Origin of the sequence: Cylindrospermopsis sp. CR12, from assembly GCF_001432185.1 — a bacterium.
GTDB lineage: Bacteria > Cyanobacteriota > Cyanobacteriia > Cyanobacteriales > Nostocaceae > Raphidiopsis > Raphidiopsis raciborskii.
Window position 1 is genome coordinate 199,155 of record NZ_LMVE01000042.1, and the last position, 25,976, is coordinate 225,130.

The 25,976-nt window shown below is 41.5% G+C and carries 26 protein-coding genes; 12 read left to right on the forward strand and 14 right to left on the reverse strand.

Annotated elements, in window-relative coordinates; translation table 11 throughout:
• Positions 1-6: 6 nt before the first annotated feature.
• Entirely contained in the window at positions 7-1,389 is a 1,383-nt protein-coding gene (locus tag ASL19_RS05435; RefSeq protein WP_057177544.1) for a hemolysin family protein, read from the reverse strand.
• 95 nt (positions 1,390-1,484) lie between these two features.
• A complete protein-coding gene (locus ASL19_RS05440) occupies positions 1,485-2,186 on the reverse strand; it encodes a DUF3157 family protein (RefSeq protein WP_115539175.1) in 702 nt (233 codons plus the stop codon).
• A 664-nt stretch (positions 2,187-2,850) separates the two neighbouring features.
• Here ASL19_RS05440 and ASL19_RS05450 point away from each other — a divergent pair.
• A complete protein-coding gene (locus ASL19_RS05450; RefSeq protein ID WP_057177547.1) occupies positions 2,851-4,551 on the forward strand; it encodes a reverse transcriptase domain-containing protein in 1,701 nt (566 codons plus the stop codon).
• A gap of 132 nt (positions 4,552-4,683) precedes the next feature.
• Here ASL19_RS05450 and queC read toward each other — a convergent pair whose 3' ends face one another.
• Entirely contained in the window at positions 4,684-5,352 is a 669-nt protein-coding gene (gene queC / locus ASL19_RS05455) for a 7-cyano-7-deazaguanine synthase QueC (protein ID WP_057177548.1), read from the reverse strand.
• Between the two features lie 211 nt (positions 5,353-5,563).
• Between queC and ASL19_RS05460 the strand changes: the two genes are divergently transcribed.
• The 4 genes from ASL19_RS05460 (at position 5,564) to ASL19_RS05475 (ending at position 9,109) form a co-directional block, all read left to right on the forward strand.
• Entirely contained in the window at positions 5,564-6,628 is a 1,065-nt protein-coding gene (locus ASL19_RS05460) for a Gfo/Idh/MocA family protein (protein WP_180981248.1), read from the forward strand.
• A 90-nt stretch (positions 6,629-6,718) separates the two neighbouring features.
• Positions 6,719-7,339: a DedA family protein gene (locus ASL19_RS05465; RefSeq protein WP_057177550.1), complete on the forward strand. Its 621-nt coding sequence runs from the start codon at positions 6,719-6,721 to the stop codon at positions 7,337-7,339.
• A gap of 163 nt (positions 7,340-7,502) precedes the next feature.
• A complete protein-coding gene (locus ASL19_RS05470) occupies positions 7,503-8,654 on the forward strand; it encodes a ParM/StbA family protein (protein ID WP_057177551.1) in 1,152 nt (383 codons plus the stop codon).
• A gap of 5 nt (positions 8,655-8,659) precedes the next feature.
• Positions 8,660-9,109 (forward strand): hypothetical protein, encoded by a 450-nt coding sequence (locus tag ASL19_RS05475; protein WP_057177552.1) that lies wholly within the window; start codon positions 8,660-8,662, stop codon positions 9,107-9,109.
• Positions 9,110-9,162: 53 nt separating this feature from the next.
• Here the strand turns inward: ASL19_RS05475 and ASL19_RS05480 are convergent, their stop codons facing one another.
• The 5 genes from ASL19_RS05480 to ASL19_RS05495 form a co-directional block, all read right to left on the reverse strand.
• Complete coding sequence (locus tag ASL19_RS05480; RefSeq protein WP_057177553.1) at positions 9,163-9,750, reverse strand: CPBP family intramembrane glutamic endopeptidase; 588 nt, start codon at positions 9,748-9,750, stop codon at positions 9,163-9,165.
• 64 nt (positions 9,751-9,814) lie between these two features.
• Complete coding sequence (locus ASL19_RS05485; RefSeq protein WP_006275911.1) at positions 9,815-10,843, reverse strand: DUF3326 domain-containing protein; 1,029 nt, start codon at positions 10,841-10,843, stop codon at positions 9,815-9,817.
• Positions 10,844-10,860: 17 nt separating this feature from the next.
• Complete coding sequence (locus ASL19_RS18140) at positions 10,861-11,031, reverse strand: hypothetical protein (RefSeq protein ID WP_006275910.1); 171 nt, start codon at positions 11,029-11,031, stop codon at positions 10,861-10,863.
• Positions 11,032-11,073: 42 nt separating this feature from the next.
• Positions 11,074-11,394: a 2Fe-2S iron-sulfur cluster-binding protein gene (locus tag ASL19_RS05490; protein ID WP_057177554.1), complete on the reverse strand. Its 321-nt coding sequence runs from the start codon at positions 11,392-11,394 to the stop codon at positions 11,074-11,076.
• Between the two features lie 72 nt (positions 11,395-11,466).
• Complete coding sequence (locus tag ASL19_RS05495) at positions 11,467-12,444, reverse strand: hypothetical protein (RefSeq protein WP_057177555.1); 978 nt, start codon at positions 12,442-12,444, stop codon at positions 11,467-11,469.
• Positions 12,445-12,489: 45 nt separating this feature from the next.
• Here ASL19_RS05495 and ASL19_RS05500 point away from each other — a divergent pair, with 45 nt between their 5' ends.
• On the forward strand, positions 12,490-13,386 hold the full coding sequence (locus ASL19_RS05500) for a metallophosphoesterase (RefSeq protein WP_082604655.1): 897 nt from the start codon (positions 12,490-12,492) through the stop codon (positions 13,384-13,386).
• On the opposite strand, the gene ASL19_RS05505 is transcribed toward ASL19_RS05500, so the two are convergent.
• Complete coding sequence (locus tag ASL19_RS05505; RefSeq protein WP_057177557.1) at positions 13,383-14,246, reverse strand: ParA family protein; 864 nt, start codon at positions 14,244-14,246, stop codon at positions 13,383-13,385. The genes ASL19_RS05500 and ASL19_RS05505 overlap by 4 nt on opposite strands.
• 47 nt (positions 14,247-14,293) lie before the next feature.
• On the opposite strand from ASL19_RS05505, the gene ASL19_RS05510 reads away from it, so the two are divergent.
• The 5 genes from ASL19_RS05510 (at position 14,294) to ASL19_RS05530 (ending at position 18,987) form a co-directional block, all read left to right on the forward strand.
• On the forward strand, positions 14,294-15,133 hold the full coding sequence (locus ASL19_RS05510) for an urease accessory protein UreD (RefSeq protein WP_006275905.1): 840 nt from the start codon (positions 14,294-14,296) through the stop codon (positions 15,131-15,133).
• A 13-nt stretch (positions 15,134-15,146) separates the two neighbouring features.
• Positions 15,147-15,449, forward strand: a complete 303-nt coding sequence (gene ureA / locus ASL19_RS05515; protein WP_006275904.1) for an urease subunit gamma — start codon at positions 15,147-15,149, stop codon at positions 15,447-15,449.
• Between the two features lie 10 nt (positions 15,450-15,459).
• Positions 15,460-15,765 (forward strand): urease subunit beta, encoded by a 306-nt coding sequence (locus tag ASL19_RS05520; RefSeq protein ID WP_006275903.1) that lies wholly within the window; start codon positions 15,460-15,462, stop codon positions 15,763-15,765.
• A gap of 65 nt (positions 15,766-15,830) precedes the next feature.
• The gene (gene ureC / locus ASL19_RS05525; protein WP_057177558.1) at positions 15,831-17,540 is read left to right on the forward strand and encodes an urease subunit alpha; all 1,710 of its coding nucleotides are present in this window, start codon (positions 15,831-15,833) and stop codon (positions 17,538-17,540) included.
• Positions 17,541-17,592: 52 nt separating this feature from the next.
• Positions 17,593-18,987 (forward strand): aldehyde dehydrogenase family protein, encoded by a 1,395-nt coding sequence (locus tag ASL19_RS05530; RefSeq protein WP_152980401.1) that lies wholly within the window; start codon positions 17,593-17,595, stop codon positions 18,985-18,987.
• Positions 18,988-19,169: 182 nt separating this feature from the next.
• On the opposite strand, the gene rpmF is transcribed toward ASL19_RS05530, so the two are convergent.
• Complete coding sequence (gene rpmF, locus ASL19_RS05535) at positions 19,170-19,337, reverse strand: 50S ribosomal protein L32 (RefSeq protein ID WP_040008035.1); 168 nt, start codon at positions 19,335-19,337, stop codon at positions 19,170-19,172.
• Between the two features lie 306 nt (positions 19,338-19,643).
• On the opposite strand from rpmF, the gene ASL19_RS05540 reads away from it, so the two are divergent.
• Positions 19,644-21,113: a caspase family protein gene (locus tag ASL19_RS05540; RefSeq protein ID WP_072149091.1), complete on the forward strand. Its 1,470-nt coding sequence runs from the start codon at positions 19,644-19,646 to the stop codon at positions 21,111-21,113.
• Here ASL19_RS05540 and ASL19_RS05545 read toward each other — a convergent pair.
• From ASL19_RS05545 to ASL19_RS05560, 4 genes are all read right to left on the reverse strand, one after another.
• Positions 21,110-21,469: a Mo-dependent nitrogenase C-terminal domain-containing protein gene (locus tag ASL19_RS05545; protein ID WP_057177559.1), complete on the reverse strand. Its 360-nt coding sequence runs from the start codon at positions 21,467-21,469 to the stop codon at positions 21,110-21,112. The genes ASL19_RS05540 and ASL19_RS05545 overlap by 4 nt on opposite strands.
• 225 nt (positions 21,470-21,694) lie before the next feature.
• On the reverse strand, positions 21,695-23,464 hold the full coding sequence (locus ASL19_RS05550) for a ribonuclease J (protein WP_057177560.1): 1,770 nt from the start codon (positions 23,462-23,464) through the stop codon (positions 21,695-21,697).
• A 280-nt stretch (positions 23,465-23,744) separates the two neighbouring features.
• Positions 23,745-24,629 (reverse strand): 4-hydroxy-tetrahydrodipicolinate synthase, encoded by an 885-nt coding sequence (gene dapA / locus ASL19_RS05555; protein WP_006277596.1) that lies wholly within the window; start codon positions 24,627-24,629, stop codon positions 23,745-23,747.
• 61 nt (positions 24,630-24,690) lie between these two features.
• Entirely contained in the window at positions 24,691-25,710 is a 1,020-nt protein-coding gene (locus tag ASL19_RS05560; RefSeq protein ID WP_057177561.1) for an aspartate-semialdehyde dehydrogenase, read from the reverse strand.
• Between the last annotated feature and the right edge of the window lie 266 nt (positions 25,711-25,976).

Here is a 25,976-nt window from a genome sequence, read left to right on the forward strand (position 1 = left end):
TTGTATTTATAATCGGCTAGGTTCAGTGCTTTTTGGTGATTTGGTGGTGATTTCAATTTGGTGTAACCTAGGACCATTAACGGAAACCACAGTAAATTGTAGATTATTATAGACATAAATTTCTCCTTTACTGGGTATTCTCTGTAACTGATACAGTAAAAACCCACCTAGAGTTTGATATTCTCGTGCAAGCGGTAAGTCAATTTGTAGGAACCGATTGAGTTCTTCCAAATTTGTCTGTGCTTGTACTAGAAAACTTTGCCTTTCTAATCTTTGAATTGCTACCCCCTCATTTGCGGAAGAATTGCCCGCATGACCGATAATTTCCTCAATAACATCCCCAATGGTGATCATACCTGCTGTAGCACCAAACTCATCAACTACAATTACCATGGTTGATTTTTCCCGTTGCATCATTGATAATAATTCGCTCACCAGGGTTTGTTCTGGGACAAACCGAGGAGAACGCATCCAGGGGTAAATTTTTGTCTCTGGGTTCATTTTTCCCTGGGACAAGGGTGTGGCTAGGTCTTGAAAATAGATAATGCCACGAATATCATCTAAAGATTCACCAATCACGGGATAACGAGAATATCCACTAGATGTTATTTCCTCCAGAAGTTTTTGAAAACTAGCGTCTACTGATAGAGAGATAATATTTGTGCGGGGGATCATCACCGATTGGGTGGTGATTTCTCCAAATTCAAACACATTGTTTAAAAGTTCCCTTTCAGCTAATTCTAATCCAGTTGATTCTCGCTCCGTCGAAATAATTAATTGCAATTCTTCCGGTGTTACCGGAGGTCTCCAACTTTGACCTGTGTACTCAACACCAAATAATTTTAGTAAGTGACGGGTAGATTGGTTGAGAATCCAAATCACCGGACTAAAAAACCGAACTATAGCTTTAACCGAAGGGCCTAAAAGACGGGCAAATTTTTCCGAATACATCATCGCAACTGATTTGGGAAATAATTCTCCCAGAACAATCTGCAAGTAGGCAATCAGAAAAAAGGTCAGGGGAATTGATAAGGAATGAGCCACTACCACATTACTTAGATTCCCCAAATTACCCGGTAAAGAAAGAGATTGTAGCCATGCTTCTATGAGGGGAACAATGCTACTTTCTCCAATCCAACCCAGAGCCAAGCTAGAAAGAGTAATACCTAATTGAGCGGTAGATAGCAACCTATCAATACTACGTTGTAACATTTCCACTGCGATCGCAGGTGCATCACCAGACTGAACCAGTTGATGAATGCGGGTTCGACGCACAGTTACCATAGCAAATTCTGCTGCTACAAAAAAGGCGTTAATTGTTATCAAAATTAGTATTGACAACAATTTTAATCCTATATCTGTCCAAATTAACTGGGGAAAAGTGATCACCTCTCAAGCTCGTGTAGAATAATTTTTATGAGAATTTTAGACTGCTCCCAACTCCCTATTTTAGATGAAATCCGGTGTTGATTTTTTATTTTTCCTTATTTTTCTACAGGAATATCAGACAGCTGTAATTTAAGTTTTTGAGCAGGGTAGTCTGTTAGAGACAAGGTTAAACTACTCACATCGTTAAGTAAAGCAGTGGGGATGCTAATCTTACCCGTAAATATGGGCCCGTTACCTGGTAGCTCGGCGGGTAAACCATCTGTAGTAGCAGTCAAAACTCTGCCTTTATCGTCTGTAACATCTAGAAAACTATATAAAAATCTCACAGATTCATCAGACTGATTGTGCATTTTGACCTTGAGTATGAGTTGACCACCGGAATAACTAGCTGACCGTACGGACATGTTTACACCCTCACTTTCAGCCACCACGGGAAATCCTGGCTGTGGGGGTTCTTCTGGAAGTTCTTGTGCTTTTTGTTGAGATTTATCTTTTGTGGATACGGTTTCTTCCTCTTCTTCGACCTTCCTTGTTCGATTATTGTTAGTCTTGTTTTTTTCTATTCGTTTTTTCACCTGATTAATTATATCCTCTTCTTTTAAGAAAGATATAGGGACAGATTGCAAATCATTATTCTTACTACTAATTAACTTAGATGTGGGACGACCATCCGGTGATGTTACCCCCTTGAGAGCAGAGCTTCCCATAGAAAAACCCAAAAAAGCACTAACTGAACCTGTCATCAGCATCAGGGCTACCAAAATTAAAGTTAGAACCGCAGTGGAATTTGTTGTTATCATTGTCAGACCTTGTTTAATAGCGATTTCCAGCCTAAACTAAAAAATTTTTTTTGGGTTGGCGTAAAATTATAAAAACTATGCTATGTTAGTTTGAGTTGGTTTGAACTTCAAGCAACTAGCGCCTTTGGCCGATTGGGGAGGCAACGAACTCAGTGCGACAGTCTCAACTCCATCCATGAGGGTGAAAGTCCCTCCATCAAGTCAGATGGTGACTCCAGTGTACACCTCTTTATTCTGACCCAATAGAGGGGGGAAGCAAGTACACAAATCCAACGCTAAGAAAGTCCGATCAAAGCAGAGGAGAGGGAGTTCATATGGCTAACGAAAGTGAACCTGCGTCAGAACTACGGTTAAACAAAGCAGTGAAATGGACTGACACACTGCGAACAAAAGTTCAATGTGGCAAAGTAACCCCTATGTTGAGTGATAGGAACTCTGACCTTACAGACCACACCGTAGAAAGTAGGAGCCTAAGTGAACACAATAATGGTTGGTGAATAAAGACTGGGAACTAACTGTCTTGTGAACCTTTATAAGGAGGCTAAGTCAAAGCCTAAGATAGTTGGGAAGGAACTTACCTCAAGCCAAAGTCTACCTGTAATGGGTAGAATATGCCAAAAGGTAAGTGGCTACATTTCAGGTGAATCAAAGATGAAAGCCGATGACTAAAGCTCGAGAAGCAGTATGGACACGTTTGGATTGGAATAACATCCAGTACAAGGTGTCGCGGTTACAATCCAAGATTTATCAAGCATCTCTGACTGGTGATAAAAGTTCTGTTGTTAAATATCAGAAAATCCTAATAAATTCCTACAGCGCCAAACTATTGGCAATCAAAAAGGTCACACAGGATAACAAGGGTAAAAAAACAGCAGATGGCGACCAGAGAATCGACCTAGCCAAAAACCTGGAACTAGACGGAAAGGCAATTCCATTAACGAGGATGGAAATCCCCAAATCCAATGGAGAATCCAGAAATCTAGGAATTTCAAAGATGGAAGATAGAGCCAAACAAGCCTTGGCAAAAATGGCTCTAGAACCGGAATGGGAAGCAAAATTTGAACCCAATAACTATGGGTTTAGACCAGGGAGAAGCTGTCACGATGCGATCAGCGCCATTGAGAGCCAAGTCCGTAGAAGAACTAGCTATGTCCTAAGTGTGGATATTAGTGGTTGCTTTGACAAGGTAAAACATGAGGCAATAGTAGAAAAGTGTAACACCTTCCCCATAATGGAACGCCAAATCAGGGCTTGGCTGAAAAGCGGAGTAATGATAGGCGAGGTATTCCATCCAATGGAAAAAGGTGTGCCAGTGGGAGGGGTCATTTCGCCTCTTTTGGCAAATATTGCACTACACGGACTAGAAACTCACATTTCCCAGAAATTTCCATATCTAAGTGCCAATCAGGCTCAAGGTAGGGTCGAGGAGATAGGGGAAGCTAGACTCATAAGATACGCCCATGACTTCCTGGTACTACACTGGGAAGAAGAAACCATCAAAGCAGTAAAGACTGAAGTAGAGACCTGGTTAGGAGAAATAGGGTTAAACCTAAATCAACAAAAGATCAGGATGTGTCACACCATGGAGGAATACAACGGGGAAAAACCAGGACTAGACTTTCTTGGATTTAACATCAGAACCTATAAAATAGGCAAGTACAAATCCAATGAAAAAGTCAATGGCGAATTTCCGGGAATGTTAACTAAAATCAAACCATCGGAGAAGTCCGTGGAAAGATTTGTGAATGACATCAAAGAAACTCTAAATCAGGGACACGACAAAAACCCCCCGATGATGATCAAGCGGTTGAGCTGGATAATCAGAAGCTGGGCAAACTACTTCAAGTCAGGTAGCCACTCCTGGGAAACCTTTGGGGAATTGGAAAACCACAGGCTAGATAAAGTGTATCTAAACTGGGGAAGAAAAAGATTTGCCAAAGACGGTCTCGGGTACATACGCAAGAAGATATTCCATAAAACACCAAGAAAGACTAGTACTTTCGGGTGGAAGGAAGGAAACACTCTCTTCACAGTACCCACATTATACGAGTTCCCATACGCCCAACACATTAAAGTAGAGGGAATAAAAAGCCCCTATGACAGAGATTGGGTCTATTGGACGAAAAGAATGGCTGACCACCCGGAAACACCTCAAGACATCAAGTTCGGAATAACACAACAAGAGGGTAAATGCTACTTATGTGGTCAAAACCTAACAGTTGAGGACTACCTTAAAATCCACTATATAGACGGAAATAAGAACAACAACAGAAAGGAAAACAAGGCAGTAGTACATAATCACTGTCATGAAAGTCACCAAGAGATGACGGTATCTCAAAAAGAGATATTGGGTGTAGCTTGAAGCCGTGTGCGGTGAAAGTCGCAAGCACGGTTTTGCAGCCGAGTTATCCGAGTAATTGGGTAATTTAGGTAACTAATTCGTCTTCAGGCTGGTTCGATTCCAGCAGGGCGCACTTAATTACAACAAAATTAACTACACACCTGGGTCCTTTAGACCCAATTCATGGAAAGCTACCCAACGTAACTGACAGGAGTCACAGACACCACAGGGGTGTTCCCCACCACTATAACAAGACCAAGTTAATTCCCAGGGTACACCTAAGCGGTTACCCAACTGGATAATTTGGGTCTTAGTCAGATTGATCAGGGGTGCGATAATATCAATAGGTTTTCCTTCCCGACCCTGTTTAGTTCCAAGACGGAACACCTCCTGCATGGCGTGGATATAATCAGGACGACAGTCAGGATAGCCAGAATAATCTAAAGCGTTAACACCTACATATACCCGTTCAGCCCTAATTGCTTCAGCATAGGCGAGACCAAAGCTCAAAAAAATGCTATTCCGAGCGGGGACATAGGTTATAGGAATAGACTCCGACATTTGGTCTAGGGGACGATTATGAGGAACAGGGATGGAATTATCAGTTAAAGCTGATCCCCCCCAAGAACGTAAATCAAAAGTGACCAGTTGATGTTCAACCACTCCTAGGGATTGGGCGATAGACATAGCTGATTGTAACTCGCGCCGATGTCGCTGGTGATAATCAAAAGAAATAGCATAGCATTCATAACCATCTGCACGAGCCTGATATAAGACCGTAGAGGAATCCAAACCTCCGGACAAAAGAATTACAGCCTTCATAATTGATTTTTGGTAAACTTCAAGGTAAATTGGGAATTGAACATAAAAAACATAAATTTAAAAAATTTTAAAATTCTTCACAAACTGGGCTACTATGTTACCATTTGGATGGTTTTGCACGGATAATGTTTGACAGTTTAGTATAATTGCCAACAGCCGTAGCATTTTTTAATTTGGTGGTTGAGGAGAAAAAATAGTGCACAACAATAGTATATCAGTTGCGGAACCGAACCTATACTCACAACGCACCCAACCGCGTGCAATTCGCATGGGGGTGATTGGGGTGGGTAACATGGGTCAACATCATGCCCGGTTGCTCAGTTCTATGAAAGATGTGGAGCTAGTGGGGGTTTCTGATATTAACGTGGAGAGAGGAATAGAAACTGCCAGTAGATATAAAGTTAGATTTTTTGAAGAATACTGTGATTTATTACCCCATGTAGATGCTGTTTGTATTGTGGTTCCAACGAGACTCCATTATGCCGTAGGCATTAACTGCTTGCTTGCTGGAATACACGTACTAATTGAAAAACCTATTGCCGCGAGCATTCCTGAAGCAGAATCTCTAGTAAATGCTGCCGCCCAGTCCCAATGTATTTTACAGGTAGGACACATTGAGCGATTTAACCCAGCTTTTAGAGAACTAAGCCAGGTGTTGAAGACCGAAGAGGTTTTAGCACTAGAGTCCCATAGGATGAGCCCCTATTCAAGTCGGGCTAATGATGTATCAGTGGTACTAGACCTAATGATACATGACATAGACTTGCTGTTGGAGTTAGCTGGTTCATCAGTGGTCAAATTAACAGCTAATGGCACACGTTCCCTAGATTCAGGATATTTAGATTACGTCACTGCTACCCTAGGGTTTGCCAATGGCATTGTGGCCACTCTCACAGCTAGTAAGGTCACCCACCGAAAAATTCGCCACATCGTCGCTCATTGCAAAAATTCATTTACAGAAGCTGATTTTCTCAACAATGAAATTTTTATTCATCGACAAAATACCAATCCCCAGAACGACCGTCAGACTCTTTATAGACAAGATGGCATCATAGAAAAAGTCTATACTAGTAACATTCAACCCTTAAGTGCCGAGTTGGAACATTTTGTCAACTGTGTACGTGGAGGTAATCAGCCCTCCGTGGGTGGTGAACAAGCTCTAAAAGCTTTGAGACTGGCCAGCTTAATTGAGCAAATGGCCCTGGAAGAAAGAGTTTGGAATCCGTTAGAATGGCAGACTGAATCTGTGTCCCAATCCCTAACCTCTAGCGTTTAGGAATGGCCATGGACTAAACTGTGGGGAATAGGAGACATATTAACCTAATTCCCCATCAACCACCAAGAACACACTTACAAACAATTCAGTATGCTCGAATGGATTACTAACACAATTAACTCTCTAGGATATATAGGCGTTGCTATGCTGATGTTCCTAGAAAATCTGTTTCCTCCCATCCCCTCGGAACTGATTATGCCATTGGCCGGATTTACAGCCAGTCCCTATCAACCAGGAGGAGCAAAACTGAATATAATTGGTGTGTTTTTTTCAGGACTAGTGGGTTCAGCACTTGGTGCTCTAATCTGGTATTATCCAGGTAGGTTGTTACAAGAACAACAGTTGAAAAAACTGGCTAAAAAATATGGTAAGTGGTTGGCTATATCTAGCGATGATATTGACAAGGCTAAAACCTGGTTTAATAGACAGGGTGGCAAAGCAGTTCTTATAGGTCGTTTAGTACCAGGAATTCGCACCTTGATTTCCATCCCTGCTGGAATGGCCAACATGCCCATGTTACCCTTTTTGCTATATACTACCCTTGGTAGTGCACTGTGGGTTGGCTTTTTGACATATTCTGGATACCTCTTGGGAACCCAGTATAAACTTGTGGAAAAATACATAGACCCCATATCAAAAATTGTTTTGGTTGGTATATTGGTATTATTTTTCCTTTGGGTATTTAAGCGCAAAGGTCAACATACTCGATAATTATGTGAATATGCTATAGTCGTAGCCACCTGTAAGAGGGTGGAGGTGAGCCAGAACCTTTCTCTGGATCTCACTTTTATCCATCAACTCATGTCCTAAACTTTCTAGCTAAAGCTATAACCTCTTAAAATCAAGACAACTAAGTTAACAAACAGGAGCCTTCATGACAGAACCAACCCCCGCAGCTAATCCAATTAATTTGGCCGCTGTGCCTATGAATAGTGGTATCAGCAAACAAACTGTATCCAGCATCGGCCTTACTCACAAGCCAACCAGTAGTTCTGGGAAAAATATCCTCAGTGTTGATTTGGGTAGAACCTCTACTAAAACCTGTGTCAGTCGCGAACCTGGAACCGTAGCTTTTATTCCCGCCAATGTTAAGCACATGTCCACTGAAGAGATACGCAGTGGTGTATTTGAAGGTAAAACTGCCGATCCCATAATAGATTTGTGGTTGGAATATCAAGGAAGTGGTTATGCAGTCGGTCAATTGGCAGCAGACTTTGGTGCCAATCTAGGGGTTGGCAAATCCAAGGTGGAAGATGCTCTGGTAAAAGTGTTAGCTGCTGTTGGTTACTTCAAATTACAAGGCGAAATTTCCGTGGTTTTGGGTCTACCCTTCCTCTCCTTAGAACAATTTGAAAAAGAAAAAGCACAGTTAGTTAGCTTATTGACTGGTCCGCATACTGTTAAGTTTCGGGGTGAATCCTTACTTATTAGTATCACTAAGGTCTGGGTAATGCCAGAGGGTTATGGTAGTCTCCTGTGGACAGAATCTCAACCAAATAAGAGTCCATTAGTTCCAGATTTAACTACAATTTCCGTGGGAATTGTGGATATTGGTCATCAAACCATTGACCTAATCATGGTTGATAACTTCCGTTTTGCCCGAGGTCTTTCCCAAAGTGAAGATTTTGCCATGAGTGAGTTCTATCAGAGAGTTGCAGGTGAAATCGAGGGTGCTGATAGTCAGTCCTTAGCACTTATTTCTGCTGTGAACAAACCAAAAGGTGAACGTTTCTATCGTCCTAAAGGTGCTACTAAGCCAACTAACCTGGATGATTTCCTCCCCAACTTGACAGAGCAGTTTTCTAGAGAAATTTGCTCTCGTGTGTTAGCTTGGTTACCAGACCGGGTGACCGATGTAATTATCACCGGTGGTGGCGGCGAGTTCTTCTGGGCGGATATCCAAAGATTGCTCAAAGAGGCTAGAATTAATGCTTATTTAGCCGCTCCCTCTCGTGAAGCTAATGCTTTGGGACAATATCTTTATGGTGAAGCCCAATTATCTACTAGTCGGGTTGCTAACCAATAAAAACAATGTTCCAGTGGTCAAAAAAAACAGTTAAATCTGTAACTTTTAATCCTGGGATTAGCGATGAGAGTCTACTAGCACAGGTGGAAAGTTATTTGCAGGCAAACCCTAGCAAGACTTTTAGTGACCTCTGCAAGGAAACTCTTTGGCAGTACCTATGTGGGTTGGAATCTTCTCCACCCACCCGTGGTACAATCCCCGTGTCTCCAGATCAAAAAATCAGTGAGTTACAACGTCAAGTCGCAGAGCTTGAACGGCGTTTTTTGTCCAGGGAATCTCATATTCTGCAACTTAGTCAACAGGTAGCCCAACTGGCTAACATGGTCAATCAGGGCCAATCTGTGGTTTCATCAGTAAGCTTGGGCGTTTTTAACCCATCTGTTTCCCAACCTGTTCCAGTGGAAAAAACTGATCCTGTAATTGATAGGTTAAGCAGTTTAATAGATGATTTTTAGCTGAATTCGCCGTTAGTACTCCCTTTGTGCTTTTCGGCGATTCCCTTCTACTACTATGTTGCCATTTGCCATCTTTTCCACAAATAACTAGCCAACCAATTTGTGGAAGTGTGCGCCACAATGGGTAATAGTAAGTTACCACTCCATAGGGCACCATAGGATAAAACTATGCCGATAATTGTGGCCCACACCACGTAGGGCCACTGTTTGGCACCAGTGAGGTGCAGAACTCCAAAACAAAGACTGGAAATTATCACGGCTACATTATCTGCTCCTAAAGCGGGTAGCATTACACCACGAAATAACAATTCTTCGCTTAAACCGGGCAGCAGTCCTAACCATATTAAGTCAGGTAAAGCTAAGGGTTTAAGTACCATACGAAGGTAATAATCAGCACTTTCACGATAATCGGAAGAAATTCGATAGGCTACACTACTGAAAATGGTGATGCTAAAACCCAATCCTAAACCCCAAACTAAGTGTGTAGGTTGCCAGTACAACCTAAACAGAATAACGTCTCCAAACCCTAACCACAGTTTGGCAACTGTCCATAGGATAATGGCTGTTATTCCCATTGCTATTAGAACTTGGGTGCGTGAAAGCTCTGGAATATCTGGTTCTTGTTTTTGTTGCTCTACCACGGGTATTAATGGATGTTAATTAGTTATCGCAAACGGCTGGGAAAAATAAAAAAATGGGCGATATTTATTCTCTTAATAATGCTTGAGGATCTACTCCCGCTTTATGAGCCGCCAATACACCTATTGCCTCTAAGTAAGAGGATACCTGTGTAGATTTGATTCCTAAAGATGCAGCCGGTACGGTGATCAGTGTCTCATTGCCTGTAACCGTGACTATTTGACACTGTATTTGACTTAAGCTCATGAGCAGACTACTACCACAAGCACCCGCAGGTGATATGACAGCGTCAATCTCCTCTACCCAAATATCCCCAGGTAAACTTTTGTTTTTTTCACTGGTAATAAATTGGGGTGCACGACTCAGACCCACTAAAACAGATGGCATATAAGTATAACCTATTTCTTCAGCAGCTGCAAGAGGTGATAAATCCAATTCGGGTGGGGATGTTGCTAAAGCTGGAGCATGGGCGCAAGGAATTTTAAAGGTTCGCACCAATAAATGGCTAATTACAGCTTCAGCACCTGCTATTGGGTCTACCCCCTTTCCCTGACGATATTTTTCTTCCCCTTCCATAGTATCAGGAAATCTCCCCACTACTGCTATGGCTTCTACTTTTTCTGTGGTTACCAATTTTGCCGCCGCCCGCAACAAACTATCTGGGTTAGATATAGTTCCCCAACTTATTCCAGAGGTTGATATACCTATTTCTACCCCTAGTGAAGTATCCGTAACTATACTGTCTACAATGTTTAAACCTAGGGTTGCTCTGGCCCCATCCACCGTTTGTAAGTGCCGCAGCATTAAATCCGGCTCTATGGCTTTGTCTAAAATTACCCCTATTCTATTACTACGCACTGGGCGCAGTCCCCACTCTCCAGAGGCAAACTTATCTAAACCGTATCCCTCTACATAGTAGGAATTAGATATATTCCAGTATAGACTTGCACCATTTAGTACGTTGGGATGGGTGATCAGGCGATCGCATACCTGTGACATGACCCTAGCTAAGGGTATGGCATCACCTGCATAACCACCAATAGTAGCGCCTATACCGGTTGGTATAATAAGAATTGCGGTGTATGGGCGTTGCATCAGACTAAGCCTATAGGTTAACGGGTGACCACCGCTTCCACAGTCGCCTTTTCTCTGGTAGTATCTACAGAGGTTACGGCCCAGCGGAGGGGTTGACCTTGTTTTTTGATTTCTGCTTCAATGGTTTGCTGTAATTCTGCGGGAGTTTCTTGCAAATCTATTTCAGCGGTAATAAAATGGGTAGTCATGTTGGTAAAGGTATTGTAATTATTAATATTAATTATCGGTTGTTAGTTGGCTGTACCAAATTGCTTTTGATAGACCACATCTTCCTTTTCGGTTTCAATTTTTAGGTTTGAAAGAGGTTTAGCGACACAAAGCAAAGCATAACCTTGTGCTTGAAGTTCCATTCCCACACCCATACCATCTGATTGATCAACAGTCCCTTCTATAATTAAAGCCGCACAAGTGGTACATACTCCTGCGTGGCAGGAAGAAGGTAGGTCTAGTCTTGCTTGTTCAGCAGCAGATAGTATAGTTTCATCGCTAGGAACTTCTAAATTATACTTTTTCCCTTGATGGTTGATTTCTACGTGGAAGGTTTGGGTCATAAATTACCAATGCGTAAAAATATGGTCTTTAAAAAAAATGCGAGAAAACAAGAATCCGTAAACCATTATATCCTATGAAGTGGGAAATTGGAAGAAGAGCATTTTTGTCCCAATTACCGGACTTCTGGCAATTACTTGATTTCGAGCATTAACAAGTTTTACATGAATCAGGTCCATTTCTTGACAGCTCTTTAATATTTTTGCTGCCAACTTTTCCTGTTGTGAAGATTCTAATTTATACCAATCCTCATTTATTTTGATCACTATCTCACTTATACGGAAATTAGTTTTAATTGATTGAACAAGTTCCAGCTCTATTCTTTGTTTATCTTTGGTTATTATACTTGTTGCGGTGATTCCCTTTAGCTGCTTTTCTATAAATGCAGTTACTTCCTGTTGTGGTATTAATTCCACTTGTTCTATTTCAGATTGTGATCGGAGGATAAAATCAGTTGCTGGTTGACTTAATTCAGGTTTAGACTTGCCCTCAACAATAGAATCAGCTGTTGGTTCACCTAATTGAGGTTCAAATTTGTCCTCAACAGTAGAATCAGATGTTGATTCATCTAATTGAAGTTCAGACTTATCCTCGACAATAGAATCAGCTATTGATTCACCTAATTGGGGTTGAGATTTGTCCTCAACAATAGAATCAGCTATTGATTCACCTAATTGGGGAACTGGTTGAGAATGGATTTGGGAAATCAAAGAAATTGCTGTAACACCAATTGCCAATAGTGCAGAAAAGACAAAAATCAGGGTTAAGAAACTATCGGATACATTATTAGCCACCTTAGAAGGTAAAAACAGACGAAAACCCCGTAAAAACCCATCCCATTTGCGAACAACCCATAGTAGGAGACCTCCTTTTTCTGAAGTCGTAGAAGAAGAAGTCTCCAACCTAGTTACCATTCTCTCGAGAATTCCTATTGTCCCACGCAGCACCTGAATAATTAAAATTTTCCAAAATAGCGGTTTCTTATGGTATCCTCCTAAGGGGGGTGTGTCTGGCAATTGTGGTTTAGACCTAGGCTTTTTATCTTGGGACATAATTAAATGTGTGAACACTAACTAACATATACCGATATTATGACTATGAAAAGACGAGAATTTTTTCTCCTATGCGGTTTAGGTACACTAGGACTAACTGTTGTAAGCAAAAACCTGATTAACAAAAACAGTCAAAATGCTACCTCCAAGACTGCCATAGCGGGGAATGTCCAACCCCAGGAACCATTACTGCGATTTGTTTCCGTAGCAGACACGGGGACAGGAGATAAAGGACAGTATGCAGTAGCAAAAGCGATGAATGAATATCATCGCAAAAAACCCTACAACCTGGTTATTTTGGCTGGAGACAACATTTATAACAATGGGGAAATTGAGAAAGTAGAAGCAGTTTTTGAACGTCCCTATCAACCCTTACTGGAAAAAGGCGTGAAATTTCATGCTTGCTTGGGCAATCACGACATTAGAACCGATAATGGTGTGCCTCAAGTGAATTATCCCAAATTTAACATGTTAGGGAGATACTATACCTTCACCCGAGAAAACGTTCAGTTTTTCGCTTTAGATACCAATGGCAATGCGGACTGGAAAAATCAACTAATTTGGTTAGATAAAGAACTAAACTCCAGCAAAGCTGTTTGGAAGATTGTATTTGGTCATCACCCAATTTATGCTTCTGGTGTTTATGGGAGCAATGCCAATTTCATCAAAACCTTCACCCCCATATTTCAAAAGTATGGAGTTCAACTTTACATTAACGGTCACGAACATCATTATGAGCGAACTAAACCCATTAATGGCACAACCTATCTGATTTGCGGTGCAGGTGCGGGAAGTCGTCCCGTTGGTCGCTCCCCATGGACAGAATACTCTACTAGGGATTTGAGTTTTGCTGCTTATGATGTTTATGCAGATAGGATGGAAATTAACGCTATTGATACAAGTAACCGTGTTTTTGATAGAGCTGTTATTCAAAGTAACTAGGCAATCACTGATTGAAAAACAGTGCTGTTATCCACTCTGTACATAAACTCTTTAGCTAGCGCTATCATGGTTTCATGGACATCACCATATTTTTGTTTATAGGTTAACTGCTGGTCAAAATCCAATCCTTCAGCTATTTTCGATCTTTCTGGAATTTTGATCGTAAAAGTGGGAGGTAATAGAGGATTAACAGTAATAAAATTCAAATTGTGTGTTTGAGAATTAGTACCATTATAGCGGGAGATGATGGTACCCATAGGAGTGATATGATGGTCATATTCTTTTTTAAATAGTCTGAGTTTTTCCAGGAGTAATTCCAGACCATGAATTGACATGCGACTGGGTACACAGGGGATTAAACAAAAATCGCTAGCGTAGAAGGCACTTTTGATCACATTGTTGATGCTAGGTGGACAATCAATGAGAACATAGTCATATTGTTCTTTTAAGGGTGTAAGAATGTTATGTAAAATAGCTACAGCATTAGCTGGTAAGTACTCTTGAACATCAAATAGTCTGGGACTACTAGGAATTAAATGCAGACAGTTAAAAGAGTTTTTATTTCTGACATTAGAAACCTGGTCTTGAACAATGAACCTTGTACTATGGGGTTTCTCCAGGAAGTAATCGACATTTTTCAGTAAAAAAGGTAGAGTTAAACCCTTTTGGTCATATTCCCACTCCCATAAATCTTCCGACATCATAGCACTAGTGAGATTAGTTTGAGGATCCAAGTCGATCAGAAGCACCCGTTTGTCATATATGGTGTCACCTGCTAAATATTCTGCTAAGGTCATTACTAGAGTGGTTTTACCCACCCCACCTTTGAGGTTACAGATACTAATTACTTTGGCAGTCATAGTTTTTGGTAGATGGCTAGGTAGTCAATTATAGCGTTTCCTTACTTATGGACAACCAGGAAAATAGTTGGCATGGAAAACTCGAGTTAGTCTATGCTCAACGTCAAAACTCCACCCAATTAATGTTCAGTCACAATCAAGCACCCTTAAAAGTACAACGCCCTTTTTACCCAGAAGGTGAAAAAATATGTCACAGTGTGATTTTACATACCGCTGGAGGTGTAGTAGCAGGCGATCGCCTGAGTTCAAAAATTCACTTACAATCGGAGACGGACGTACTAATAACCACAGCAGCTGCCAATAAAATCTATCGGAGCAATGGGTTGTATGCGAAACAAAAAGTAAGCATCCAAATAGATAGAGGATCATGTTTAGAATACCTACCTCAAGAGACAATAGTATTTAATGGTGGGAGATATAGACAAGACGTGCGCATAGAATTAGGAGAAGGGAGTAGTTTTATAGGGTGGGAAATCAGTAGACTGGGGAGAACAGCAAGAGGGGAAAAATTCCTGGAAGGAGAAATCCTATCCCACACAGAAATATGGCAAGGGGAAGTACCACTATGGATAGACAGACAACATATACCCGGTGGTGTAGAAGCATTTTACAACCCTCATAGTTTAAAAGGGAACCCGGTAATTGGCAGTTTTGTCTGTGTTGGTTTACCCATATCTGAGGAAAGGATAGAAAAGTCCCGTTCTGGGATTGCTAATGGGTGGGATGCTGGTGTAACCAGGTTAGAACAGGGAATGTTGTGTAGATATCGTGGTAATTCTACATCCTGGGCAAAAAATTGGTTTACAAATGTTTGGCAAGATTTGCGACAATCTTTGTTAAACCGTGGTAATTGTATTCCTAGAGTCTGGCAAATTACCAGGAACTAACCAGGAGGTAAAAATGCAACTGACACCCCAGGAAAAAGACAAGTTATTAATATTCACAGCTGCTTTAGTAGCTGAAAGAAGAAAAAATCGAGGATTGAAGTTAAATTATCCCGAGTCCATAGCCCTGATTTCCGCTTCCATTCTTGAAGGAGCAAGGGATGGACAAACAGTAGCACAACTAATGAGTTATGGAACAACTCTACTAACCCGAGAGGACGTAATGGAGGGTGTAGCAGAAATGATTCACGAAGTGCAAGTAGAAGCTACATTTCCCGATGGCACAAAATTAGTAACCGTTCACAATCCCATTCGATAGAGGAACCAGCATGATTCCAGGAGAAATCATCACCTTACCAGGTGACATAGAACTAAACGCCAGTCGCAGCACCACTAACCTTATAGTAGCCAATACAGGAGATAGACCTATCCAAATTGGTTCACACTTTCACTTTTATGAAGTTAATAGCTCCCTGAAATTTGACAGGGAAAAAGCACGGGGAATGAGACTAGATATCCCCGCAGGAACAGCAGTCAGATTTGAACCTGGAGATGAGAAAGAAATTACCCTAGTTCCCCTAGTAGGGAGAAGAGAAATCTATGGGTTCAACGGTAAAATCAACGGTAAGTTATAAGAACAAGCGCATAAACAAAACAAAGAAAATAATTAAACTAGTCAAAATAATAAATAGGAGAAATAATGCCTTATAAAATGAATCGCCGGGCTTACGCTGAAACATACGGACCCACCGTAGGAGACAAAATTAGATTGGCAGACACTGAGTTATTTATAGAAGTAGAGAGAGACTTCACCACCTATGGAGACGAGGTCAAATTTGGTGGAGGAAAAGTGATTCGGGATGGTATGGGACAATCCCCAATTGCCAATAGGGATGGTGCTGTAGATTTAGTCATTACTAACGCCCTAATTTTGGATTGGTGGGGTGTGGTTAAAGCAGACGTTGGTATTAAAGATGGGAAAATTCATAAGATTGGTAAAGCTGGAAATCCCTACATTCAAGACAACATAGACATCATTATTGGACCTGGAACTGAAGCTCTAGCTGGTGAAGGTATGATTCTCACTGCTGGTGGAATAGACACCCACATACACTTTATTTGTCCCCAACAGATTGAGGTAGCTATTGCTTCCGGGATTACGACCATGATTGGTGGAGGAACGGGACCTGCTACGGGAACAAATGCCACAACTTGTACCCCAGGACCATGGAATATTTACCGAATGCTACAAGCAGCAGATGCTTTCCCTGTGAATTTAGGGTTTTCTGGTAAGGGTAATACCAGTCAACCTCAAGGACTAATAGAACAAATAGAAGCTGGAGTAATAGGCTTAAAACTCCATGAGGACTGGGGCACTACACCCGCAACAATTGACACCTGTTTAACCATTGCCGATGAATATGATATTCAGGTAGCCATTCACACTGATACCTTAAACGAAGCTGGTTTTGTGGAGGATACCATTGCAGCATTTAAACATCGGGCCATTCATACCTACCACACAGAGGGAGCAGGAGGAGGTCACGCACCTGATATTATTAAAGTGTGTGGACAAGCCAATGTGTTACCATCATCCACCAATCCCACTCGTCCTTATACTCTCAATACACTAGATGAACATTTGGACATGCTAATGGTATGTCATCATCTAGATCCTAGCATTCCTGAAGATGTGGCCTTTGCCGAATCTCGTATTAGAAGAGAGACGATCGCAGCTGAAGATATTCTCCACGATTTGGGTGGTTTTAGTATGATTTCTTCCGATTCTCAAGCTATGGGAAGGGTAGGGGAAGTAATTATTAGAACCTGGCAAACTGCCCATAAAATGAAAGTACAGCGGGGTGAACTCTCCACCCCAGGAAAAGGAGCAGATAATTTTCGCGCCCAAAGATATATAGCAAAATACACCATTAATCCTGCTATTACCCATGGGATTGCTGATTATGTTGGTTCGGTGGAAGAGGGAAAAATGGCGGATCTATGTTTATGGAACCCAGCTTTTTTCGGTGTGAAACCGGAAATAGTAATTAAGGGGGGAATGATTGCTTGGGCCCAAATGGGTGATGCTAATGCCAGTATTCCCACACCTCAACCTGTCCATAGCCGCCCTATGTTTGGTAATTTTGCTGGTGCTCGTCACACTACATCACTAACCTTTATGTCCAAAATAGGTTTAGTCAGAGAAGTTCCTCAAATGTTAGGATTAAAGAAATCAGTGGTTGCTGTTGGCAAAACTAGAACAATTACTAAACAGGATATGAAACTGAATGATTGGTTACCGCGCATTGAGGTTGACCCAGAAACCTACGAGGTCAGAGCCAATGGGGAATTATTAACTTGTAAACCCGCCACAATTTTACCAATGGCACAAAGATATTTTTTGTTTTAAGTTATTTTGAGCTATTTTGAGTTGAGAAGCTGTTAACCTAGAGGAATATTACATGATTTCCATTGCTAGTGTAGACCCAAATACCATAACCACCCATCTCCAAACACAAAGAGAATTCTTTGCCACAGGTAAAACTAAAGATGTTAATTTTCGCCTGGCACAACTGCAAAAATTGAGAACCCTGGTGACTGATAATAAAGAGTCTATTATTACAGCTCTAAAGGGTGATTTAAATAAACCAGAATTTGAAAGTTATGCCATGGAGATCGGAGCTATTAAAGAAATAGATTATGCCATTAAGCATATAAAAATATGGACTAAACCTAAAAAAACTGGAGTTCCCCTAGAGTTCTTTAACTATTCAGCTAAAATATTGCCCGAACCTTTGGGAATGGTTTTAATTGTTTCCCCTTGGAATTATCCATTTCAGTTGGTTATTTCGCCTTTGGTGGGATCTATCGCTGCGGGTAATTGCACCATCATTAAACCCTCTGAACTAGCACCCCATACAGCCAAATTGCTAGCAAAATTGATCGGCGAATATTTTCCACCAGAATACATTAGGGTGGTAGAAGGTGGGGTGGAAACTAGTAAGCAACTACTAGAACAAAAATTTGATCACATTTTCTTTACAGGTAGTACTAGTATTGGTAAGATAGTTATGACAGCAGCAGCTAAACATCTTACACCAGTCACCCTAGAATTAGGTGGCAAAAGTCCTTGTATTGTTGACAAAGAAATTAATCTAGAACACACCAGTAAACGTATTATTTGGGGCAAGTTTATTAATGCTGGTCAAACTTGTATTGCACCCGACTATCTGTTGGTAAACAAAAAAATTAAATCAGCTTTAATCAATTCTCTCCAGCAAGTTCTTCAAGAATTCTATGGAGATAACCCAGAAGTTAGTCCAGATTTTGCCCGAATTATCAATAAACATCATTTCCATAGATTAACCGAACTACTTAAAGCTGGTAGAATCATTGTGGGAGGAAAAATAAACCCAGAACGGTTATATATAGCACCAACACTAATAGATGATATTTCCCTAACTGATAAAATTATGGAAGAGGAAATATTCGGACCCATTTTACCCATAATTGAATATACAGATATTCAAGAAGTAATAGAAATCATTAACTCTCAACCCAAACCTTTAGCTCTGTATCTATTCTCTGAAAATAAAAAGCTGCAAGAACAGGTTTTGACTAATACTTCGTCGGGTGGCGTATGTATCAATGACACGATTATTCAAGTAGCGGTTTCTTCCTTACCATTTGGTGGAGTTGGTGATAGCGGTATGGGTAGCTATCACGGTAAAGCAGGATTTGACACTTTTTCTCACTATAAAAGTGTTCTGTATAATGGTTTCCGATTGGATCTAAACTGGCGTTATGCACCATATTTAAGTAAGATGTCCACCTTGAAAAAGATTATTGGAGCCTAGGTTTTCACAATCTCCTCCAGAAAAAGCACTCACCAACTGGTTAGGGTGTTGTTTCTGGAGCAAGTAGGGAGGCACAATTATTTGTAGGATGGGTGGTAGCGTAACCCGTGGTGTTGGGTTTCATACTTCAACCCAACCTACGTTCATCTTATATTTGATTCCAATTCCACCCACCCACTTATCTAGGATTCTTCGTCTTCGTCGGTGGGATAAACAAAAGTAGAACGTCCAGACAAAATTGACTTACCCAGAGAAAGAGCTTTTTTAGCCTCAACAGCAGCTTTATGTCTCCAAGTAGCTCGACGCTTGTCTCGTTTTGATTTAGAGGTTTTCTTCTTAGGAACGGCCATAAGAACCAATATGGTGATTTTTGACAACCTCCCTATTTTAGTCCATCAACTGGGAATTTATCATCAATTTTTGAGCGATTGCCATTAATCTAATAAAACATTATAAATACAATATAAGTGGGTTTCGTTCCTCAACCTAACAGCTCTATTAATTTCAATACTAAAAAAACCGCTAAGTATTGGAAATCTGCCAAATTGGCTAATAAATAAGCAAGGTATGGTTTATAATAGCCAGTAATTGTAACTTGTTTATACCACACTTCATGACACTCTCTTTCAAGCACCTAAGAACCGACTAAGGGCGGGATGGCAAATTACTGGGCAATTACTATTGGCATCAATCAGTATGAGTTATTTCAACCTTTAGGTTGGGCTCAAAACGATGCAGAAGCATTAAACGATTTATTAGTGACCGAATTGGGGTTCTTAGAGGAGAATTGTCTGTTAATGACAAATTCTTCCCCAGCAAGAGGAGAAAGGTCTTCTCACCCCAACCGAGAAAATATATTATATTTCTTGCACGAACTGGAGGCAAAATTTTGGCAACCAGGAGATTATCTCTGGTTTTTCTTGAGTGGTTATGGTGTTAATTATAACAACAAAGACTATTTATTGCCCCAGGATGCCAATCCAGACAGGATTGGGGAAACTGCTATACCAGTTGGGGAAATCATGCAAGGTTTCCAAACTGCTGGGTTAAATGTCCTACTGATATTTGATATTAATCGTGCTTTTGGAACCCAAGCAGATGCTCCTGTGGGTCAGGAAATGCTCGATCTGGCTCGGGAATTAAATATGGCCATTATGCTGTCTTGCAGTCCAGAACAATTCTCCCATGAAAGCAGTGAATTAGGTCATGGTTTTTTTACTGCAGCATTATTAGAAGCTTTATCTTCTGCCCAATGTCGTAGTTTAAAAGATTTAGACTCTTATTTAAGTTATCTTGCTCCACAACTATGTCAACATCATTGGCGACCTATTCAAAACCCTGTAATTGCTATTCCTGATCGTCTTAATTCCATGTTCCCAGCTTCAGAGTTAGAAGAAGCGTGGAAGCACGATTCTAATGAACAGTTAATTTTTCCCCAGGAAAGTTTCGCCCAGATTTTACCCTTAGCTCAGGAGATCCAGTCCCAAAAGTCTCCTGATTTGAATTCCTTTTTACCGGAAAATCAAATAGCAGAAAATAAAAATCAATCTACAGTTACCTCTTTACAGTCCCATGGGGGGGGTAACAGGGGGGGTAGTAGATTTATCCCTATTCTTCCCTTTGCTAAGGATTATGCTCAACTTTCCACTCCACAATCAGCTCCCCTTTGGCAACAATTTATTTGGTGGGGGGGTGGTACTATTGTTGGGGTAATTGTGATGGCAACGATAATTCTCCAAAATCATGCCAGTTTCCGACTGCATAAATTCTCCACGCCCCATGATACCAGCAGCAATTCGGAATTTTCCCAAAATTTAACTTCTCCTCTCTTGGACACGGCCAAGTCCCTCATTCGACCAGACCAAGCATCTAGTTATGGTGATGCCATTAAAATGGCTAAAAAAATACCACCGGGACAACCGGAGTTTGATCTGGCCCAAGCTGCTATTAATGACTGGAGCGACCAAATTTTACAACTGGCTAAAAATCATGCCGATCAGGGAGAACTTAGCCAAGCTATAGAAACTGCTGGTTTAGTACCCCCCCAAACTTCTGCTTTTGAGGATGCTCAAGATGCCATTCAAAAATGGCGTAGACAAAAAGACCGGGGGGATAGAAATCTCTAAGCTTCACCACATTCGTCTGCTAAATAACATAGCGCCCGAAATCTTAGATAGGTCAGCTGGTCATAAAAGGGATTGAGCTTACACAAGGGGGGAATGTGAAACAGGACTTTTCCCAGTAGTTTTACATCTCGCTCAAAAGGACACTGGGCGGGAATTAGTTTACACAGTATGTGGGCAAAGTCTCTATCCTGCACTTTGATGTTATCTAACCAGTTACGCACAGGCCCCAGCATGTCCCATCCAGTCTGGGAATGCTGTTCTTCGTTGACCACACTACCGGGATTTGCGTCCATTTGGTGTGGCGATACCCAACTGGTCAAAAAAATCTTTTTGGTTGTATTCTCAAATACTTTCATGTTTACTCCTCTTTTATGATGAGGGTTGTTTGTGACTGATGAATATACAATTTGACAATTACTTCTACCGGAAGAATAGTTTGTTGCCCACAGTTTTTGATAACTTGGCACCTCTCCAATTCTAGTTCACACCTGAACCTTTACATGAGTTTGGTGACTAACGTAATGAATCTTAACATATCTGGGGAAAGGTGGCAACATGTTGATTTCCACCTCTCCCAGTTCCTATGAAGCCACAGCGGTAGAACGGGGCCTTCTTCTTCTACCATCAGAAGCTTTAACTGCGGTTTCGGGTAATTGTTCGGGAACTTGTAGTAACAATGTTACGGAAGCTTGACATTGTAATTCCCGCCGCAGTGAACGACCTAACTCTTTCTCTAGGGTCTCTTGCAGTCCACCCCAGTCTACATCATTACTACCTGCGGTGCAAAAATCAGACCAACGAACACTCAGAATTTCCTCAATCCGCTGCTGTACCCACTTCAATAGTAGCGATCGCTCGATGCTGGTGACTACACCTCGGAGGTAGATTTCTGGTTTAGCCAGCAGTTTGCCATTCCAATCAATAGCTGCTGCTACTGTTGCTAGTCCTTCTGCTGCCATAGTTTGTCTTTCTTGTAGGACTTTGGCGCTCACCATTCCTGAACTGGTGGTATCTACTAGCTCGATACCGGAGGGGACTTGAGCTGCAATGCGGATGGAGTTTTCTGTTAGTTCTATCACATCTCCATTGCGGATGATTACCATATTTTCTCGGGGAATTCCCATACTTTGGGCGGTTTCCGAGTGTTTAACCAACATCCGGTGTTCCCCATGGACAGGTACAAAAAATTTAGGACGGGTTAGAGCTATCATCAGTTTCTGCTCTTCCTGACAACCATGACCAGAAACGTGTACTCCTTTCTCCCTACCGTAGACTACTTTGGCTCCCTGGATCATTAGTTTGTCAATGGTGTTGACCACGGCAATAGTATTACCAGGAATGGGGTTGGCAGAGAAAACTACTGTGTCTCCCTCTCGAATTTTGATATGGGGGTGTTCTTTATTGGCAATGCGGGTCATGGCGGCCATGGTTTCCCCTTGGGAACCAGTGGTCAGAATCACTACGTTCTCATCCGGTAAGTTGCGAATGGTATGTAAGGGCTGAAATAGACTATCTTCACACTTGATGTAACCCAGGTTACGGGCATGGGCAATGAAGTTCAACATTGAACGCCCTATGACTGTTACCACCCGATTATGCTCCTTGGCCAGCTGTAACACTATGTTGATCCTATGAACGCTGGAAGCAAATGTGGTGACAAATAGTCTTCCCCTCGCTTGGGAGAATACCCGATCCAGATTAGGATAAACCGCACGCTCTGAAGGAGTGAAACCTGGCACCTCCGCATTGGTTGAGTCGCTCAGGAGACATAATACTCCCTTTTCTCCATGTTCTGCTAGACGCTGTAAATCAAAGGTTTCTCCGTCTATGGGCGTGTGGTCAATTTTGAAATCCCCTGTGTGAATTACCACGCCTATGGGAGTATGAATGGCAACCGTAAAACTGTCCGCTATGGAATGGGTATTGCGAATATATTCCACAAAAAAGGATTTGCCAATGCGCACCACGTCACGAGGCATTACTTTTCTTAATTGGGTGCGATCGCTCACTCCTGCTTCTTCTAGTTTTCCTTCCAGTACAGCTAGTGCCAATCTGGGACCGTAAATAACTGGGATATCAAACTGTTTCAGGTGAAATGCTATGCCACCTATGTGGTCTTCGTGACCATGGGTAACAATCATTCCCCGAATCTTATGCTTATTTTCTCTCAAGTATGTGGTGTCAGGTAACACTATATTCACACCGTGCATAGCTCCTGTAGGGAAAGCCAGACCAGCATCCAAGAGGATAATTTCATCCTCGTACTCGAAAACACATGTGTTTTTCCCTATTTCGTGCAGTCCCCCCAAGGGAATAATTTTGAGGGTAGAATTAACTTCGTTTCTAGCCATTGTCTCCTAGATATTGTGTCAGTGATCCGTCAGTTGAAAGTTAGATTTATCGTATAAAATAGAACTCTTGTATATCATCTCCCCCAATATGGTCAACCACTAAACCCTGGGGGAAAGATACTCGGTGTGTATTTTGTCAAGGTACTTTGTTTATATACATTTTCACATTCTTATTAAAGTTTTAACAATTGTTACTTAGAGATGAAAACTCTTCACTGCGTAGGTAATCCTTATCATTCTGCTTATAAAAGTACCAATGAAGATATTTTAAAATGGTGATTCAGACCAATTTCATTTCGCACAACACCGTTTTTAATTTCTGACATACTTCCATATCAGCTTCTAATAGTGGCAGACGCAGGGATCCCACATCCCAACCAGTTATTTTTAGGGCTTGTTTAACGGGAATAGGGTTGGCAGTTAAAAACAAAGCCTTAAACAGGGGAAAGAGTTGTAGATGAATCTCGGTAGCAGTTTTAACTTGCCCAAGACTAAAGGACTCAATCATTTGTTTAATTTGATTACCTACTAAATGGGAAGCCACGCTAACCACTCCTTTGGCCCCAATTGCCAGTAGGGGTAGAGTCAGGGAATCATCTCCAGAGTAGATCTGAAACTCCTGTGGTGTCAAGCGGCGAATTTCGCTGGTTTGATCCAAATTACCACTAGCTTCTTTAATTCCCACAATGTTATCAATTTCTGCCAGTCCCATAACTGTTTCTGGAATTAAATTTTGACCTGTTCTGCTAGGAACATTATATAACAGAACTGGCATATCCGGACAGGATTTGGCGATCGCCTGGAAATGGTTATATAGTCCTGATTGGGGAGGTTTATTGTAGTAGGGTACCACTTGTAAAGAACCATGTACACCCAATTTGGCTGCTTTTTGGGTAGCTGCGATCGCCTCTGTAGTGGAATTGGAACCACAACCTGCAATCACCTGAGCTTTTCCCGACACAGCTTGTAGTACCTCAACAAACAGCTGGTATTCTTCATCCCAGCTGAGGGTAGGGGACTCACCAGTTGTACCACATACTAACACAGTATCTGTGCCATTATCAACCAGATGGGAGGCCAATTTTCCTGCCAGATCGTAGTTAACGTTTCCCTCCGGTGTAAACGGCGTAATCATTGCCGTTATGACTGTGCCAAAATCTCCCACCCGTTTTTCACTCCTTACAATAAATTATTAAAAATGACTGACAATCCAGGCATACCGTAGTTTAACCCAGAAGATTTTCTTTGACTAATAATTCAGCGATTTGTACAGCATTTAAAGCTGCTCCCTTGCGAATCTGATCGCCACATAGCCACAGTTCCAGTCCACAGGGGTGGGAAATATCCTGTCTAATTCTACCCACCAAAACCTCATCCTTACCACTAGCCTCCATGGGCATGGGGAAATAATTCTTGTGCCAATCTTCCAGCAATTGAACACCGGGGGAACCACTTAAAATTTGCCTAGCAGTATCTGGAGCAAAGGGGGTGTCAAACTCCAGATTAATAGCTTCCGAATGGGCTCGCAGTACGGGAACCCGCACACAAGTAGCAGTAATTCTAATATCTTGATTCCCGAATATTTTCCGGGTTTCATTGACCATTTTTAATTCCTCCTCACAATATCCCATACTAGTCATAGGAGAGTTGTGGGGGAATAAATTGAAAGCCAGGGGATAGGGAAGAACCTGGGCCACGGGTTGTTTACCTTCCAATATAAACTGGGACTGGACTTTCACCTCTTCCATGGCTTTAGCTCCAGCACCACTGGCTGATTGATAGGTAGCAGCTACAATTCGTTTAACTGGTTTGACCTGATGTAATGGCCAAACAACCAATGCCATAAGTATTGTTGTACAGTTAGGATTAGCAATAATGCCTTTATGATTTGCCGCCTCTTGAGGGTTCACCTCTGGGACAATCAAAGGCACATCCGGGTGCATGCGGAAAGTGCTAGAATTATCTATAACTACCGCTCCCCTATCCACGGCCTTTGGGGCCCAAATTTTGGAGGTTCCACCCCCAGCACTAGCCAACACAACATCAATCTGGTCAAAGCATCGGTCATTCACTGACTCTATTACCAGATTTTCTCCCTGAAATTGGATAACCTTACCAGCACTGCGTTCTGATGCCAATAATTTTAAATTATCGACCGGGAATTTACGACTTTCCAGTAGTTCCAGTAGTTCTGTACCAACAGCACCGGTAGCACCTAAAATAGCTACAGAATAGGATTTAGACAAATGGGACTCCTTAAACTAATCATTCCTATTGTAGCAGAAAATCACCATGAGTAGAATGGATATGAGGTTGGCTAAAAACAACTTTTAGATAAAATAGGGAATGGACAATGGGGGCTGAGTTCCCAACACACACTATCTATTGCCCAAACTGCACAAAACTGATTTATAATTTCTAACGATTGCTGTTGATTATCAGCGACTACTACAACATCTGTACCCTAGCAAGTTAGTTAAATCAGATTACTACAGCTGTCAAGATAAAAATA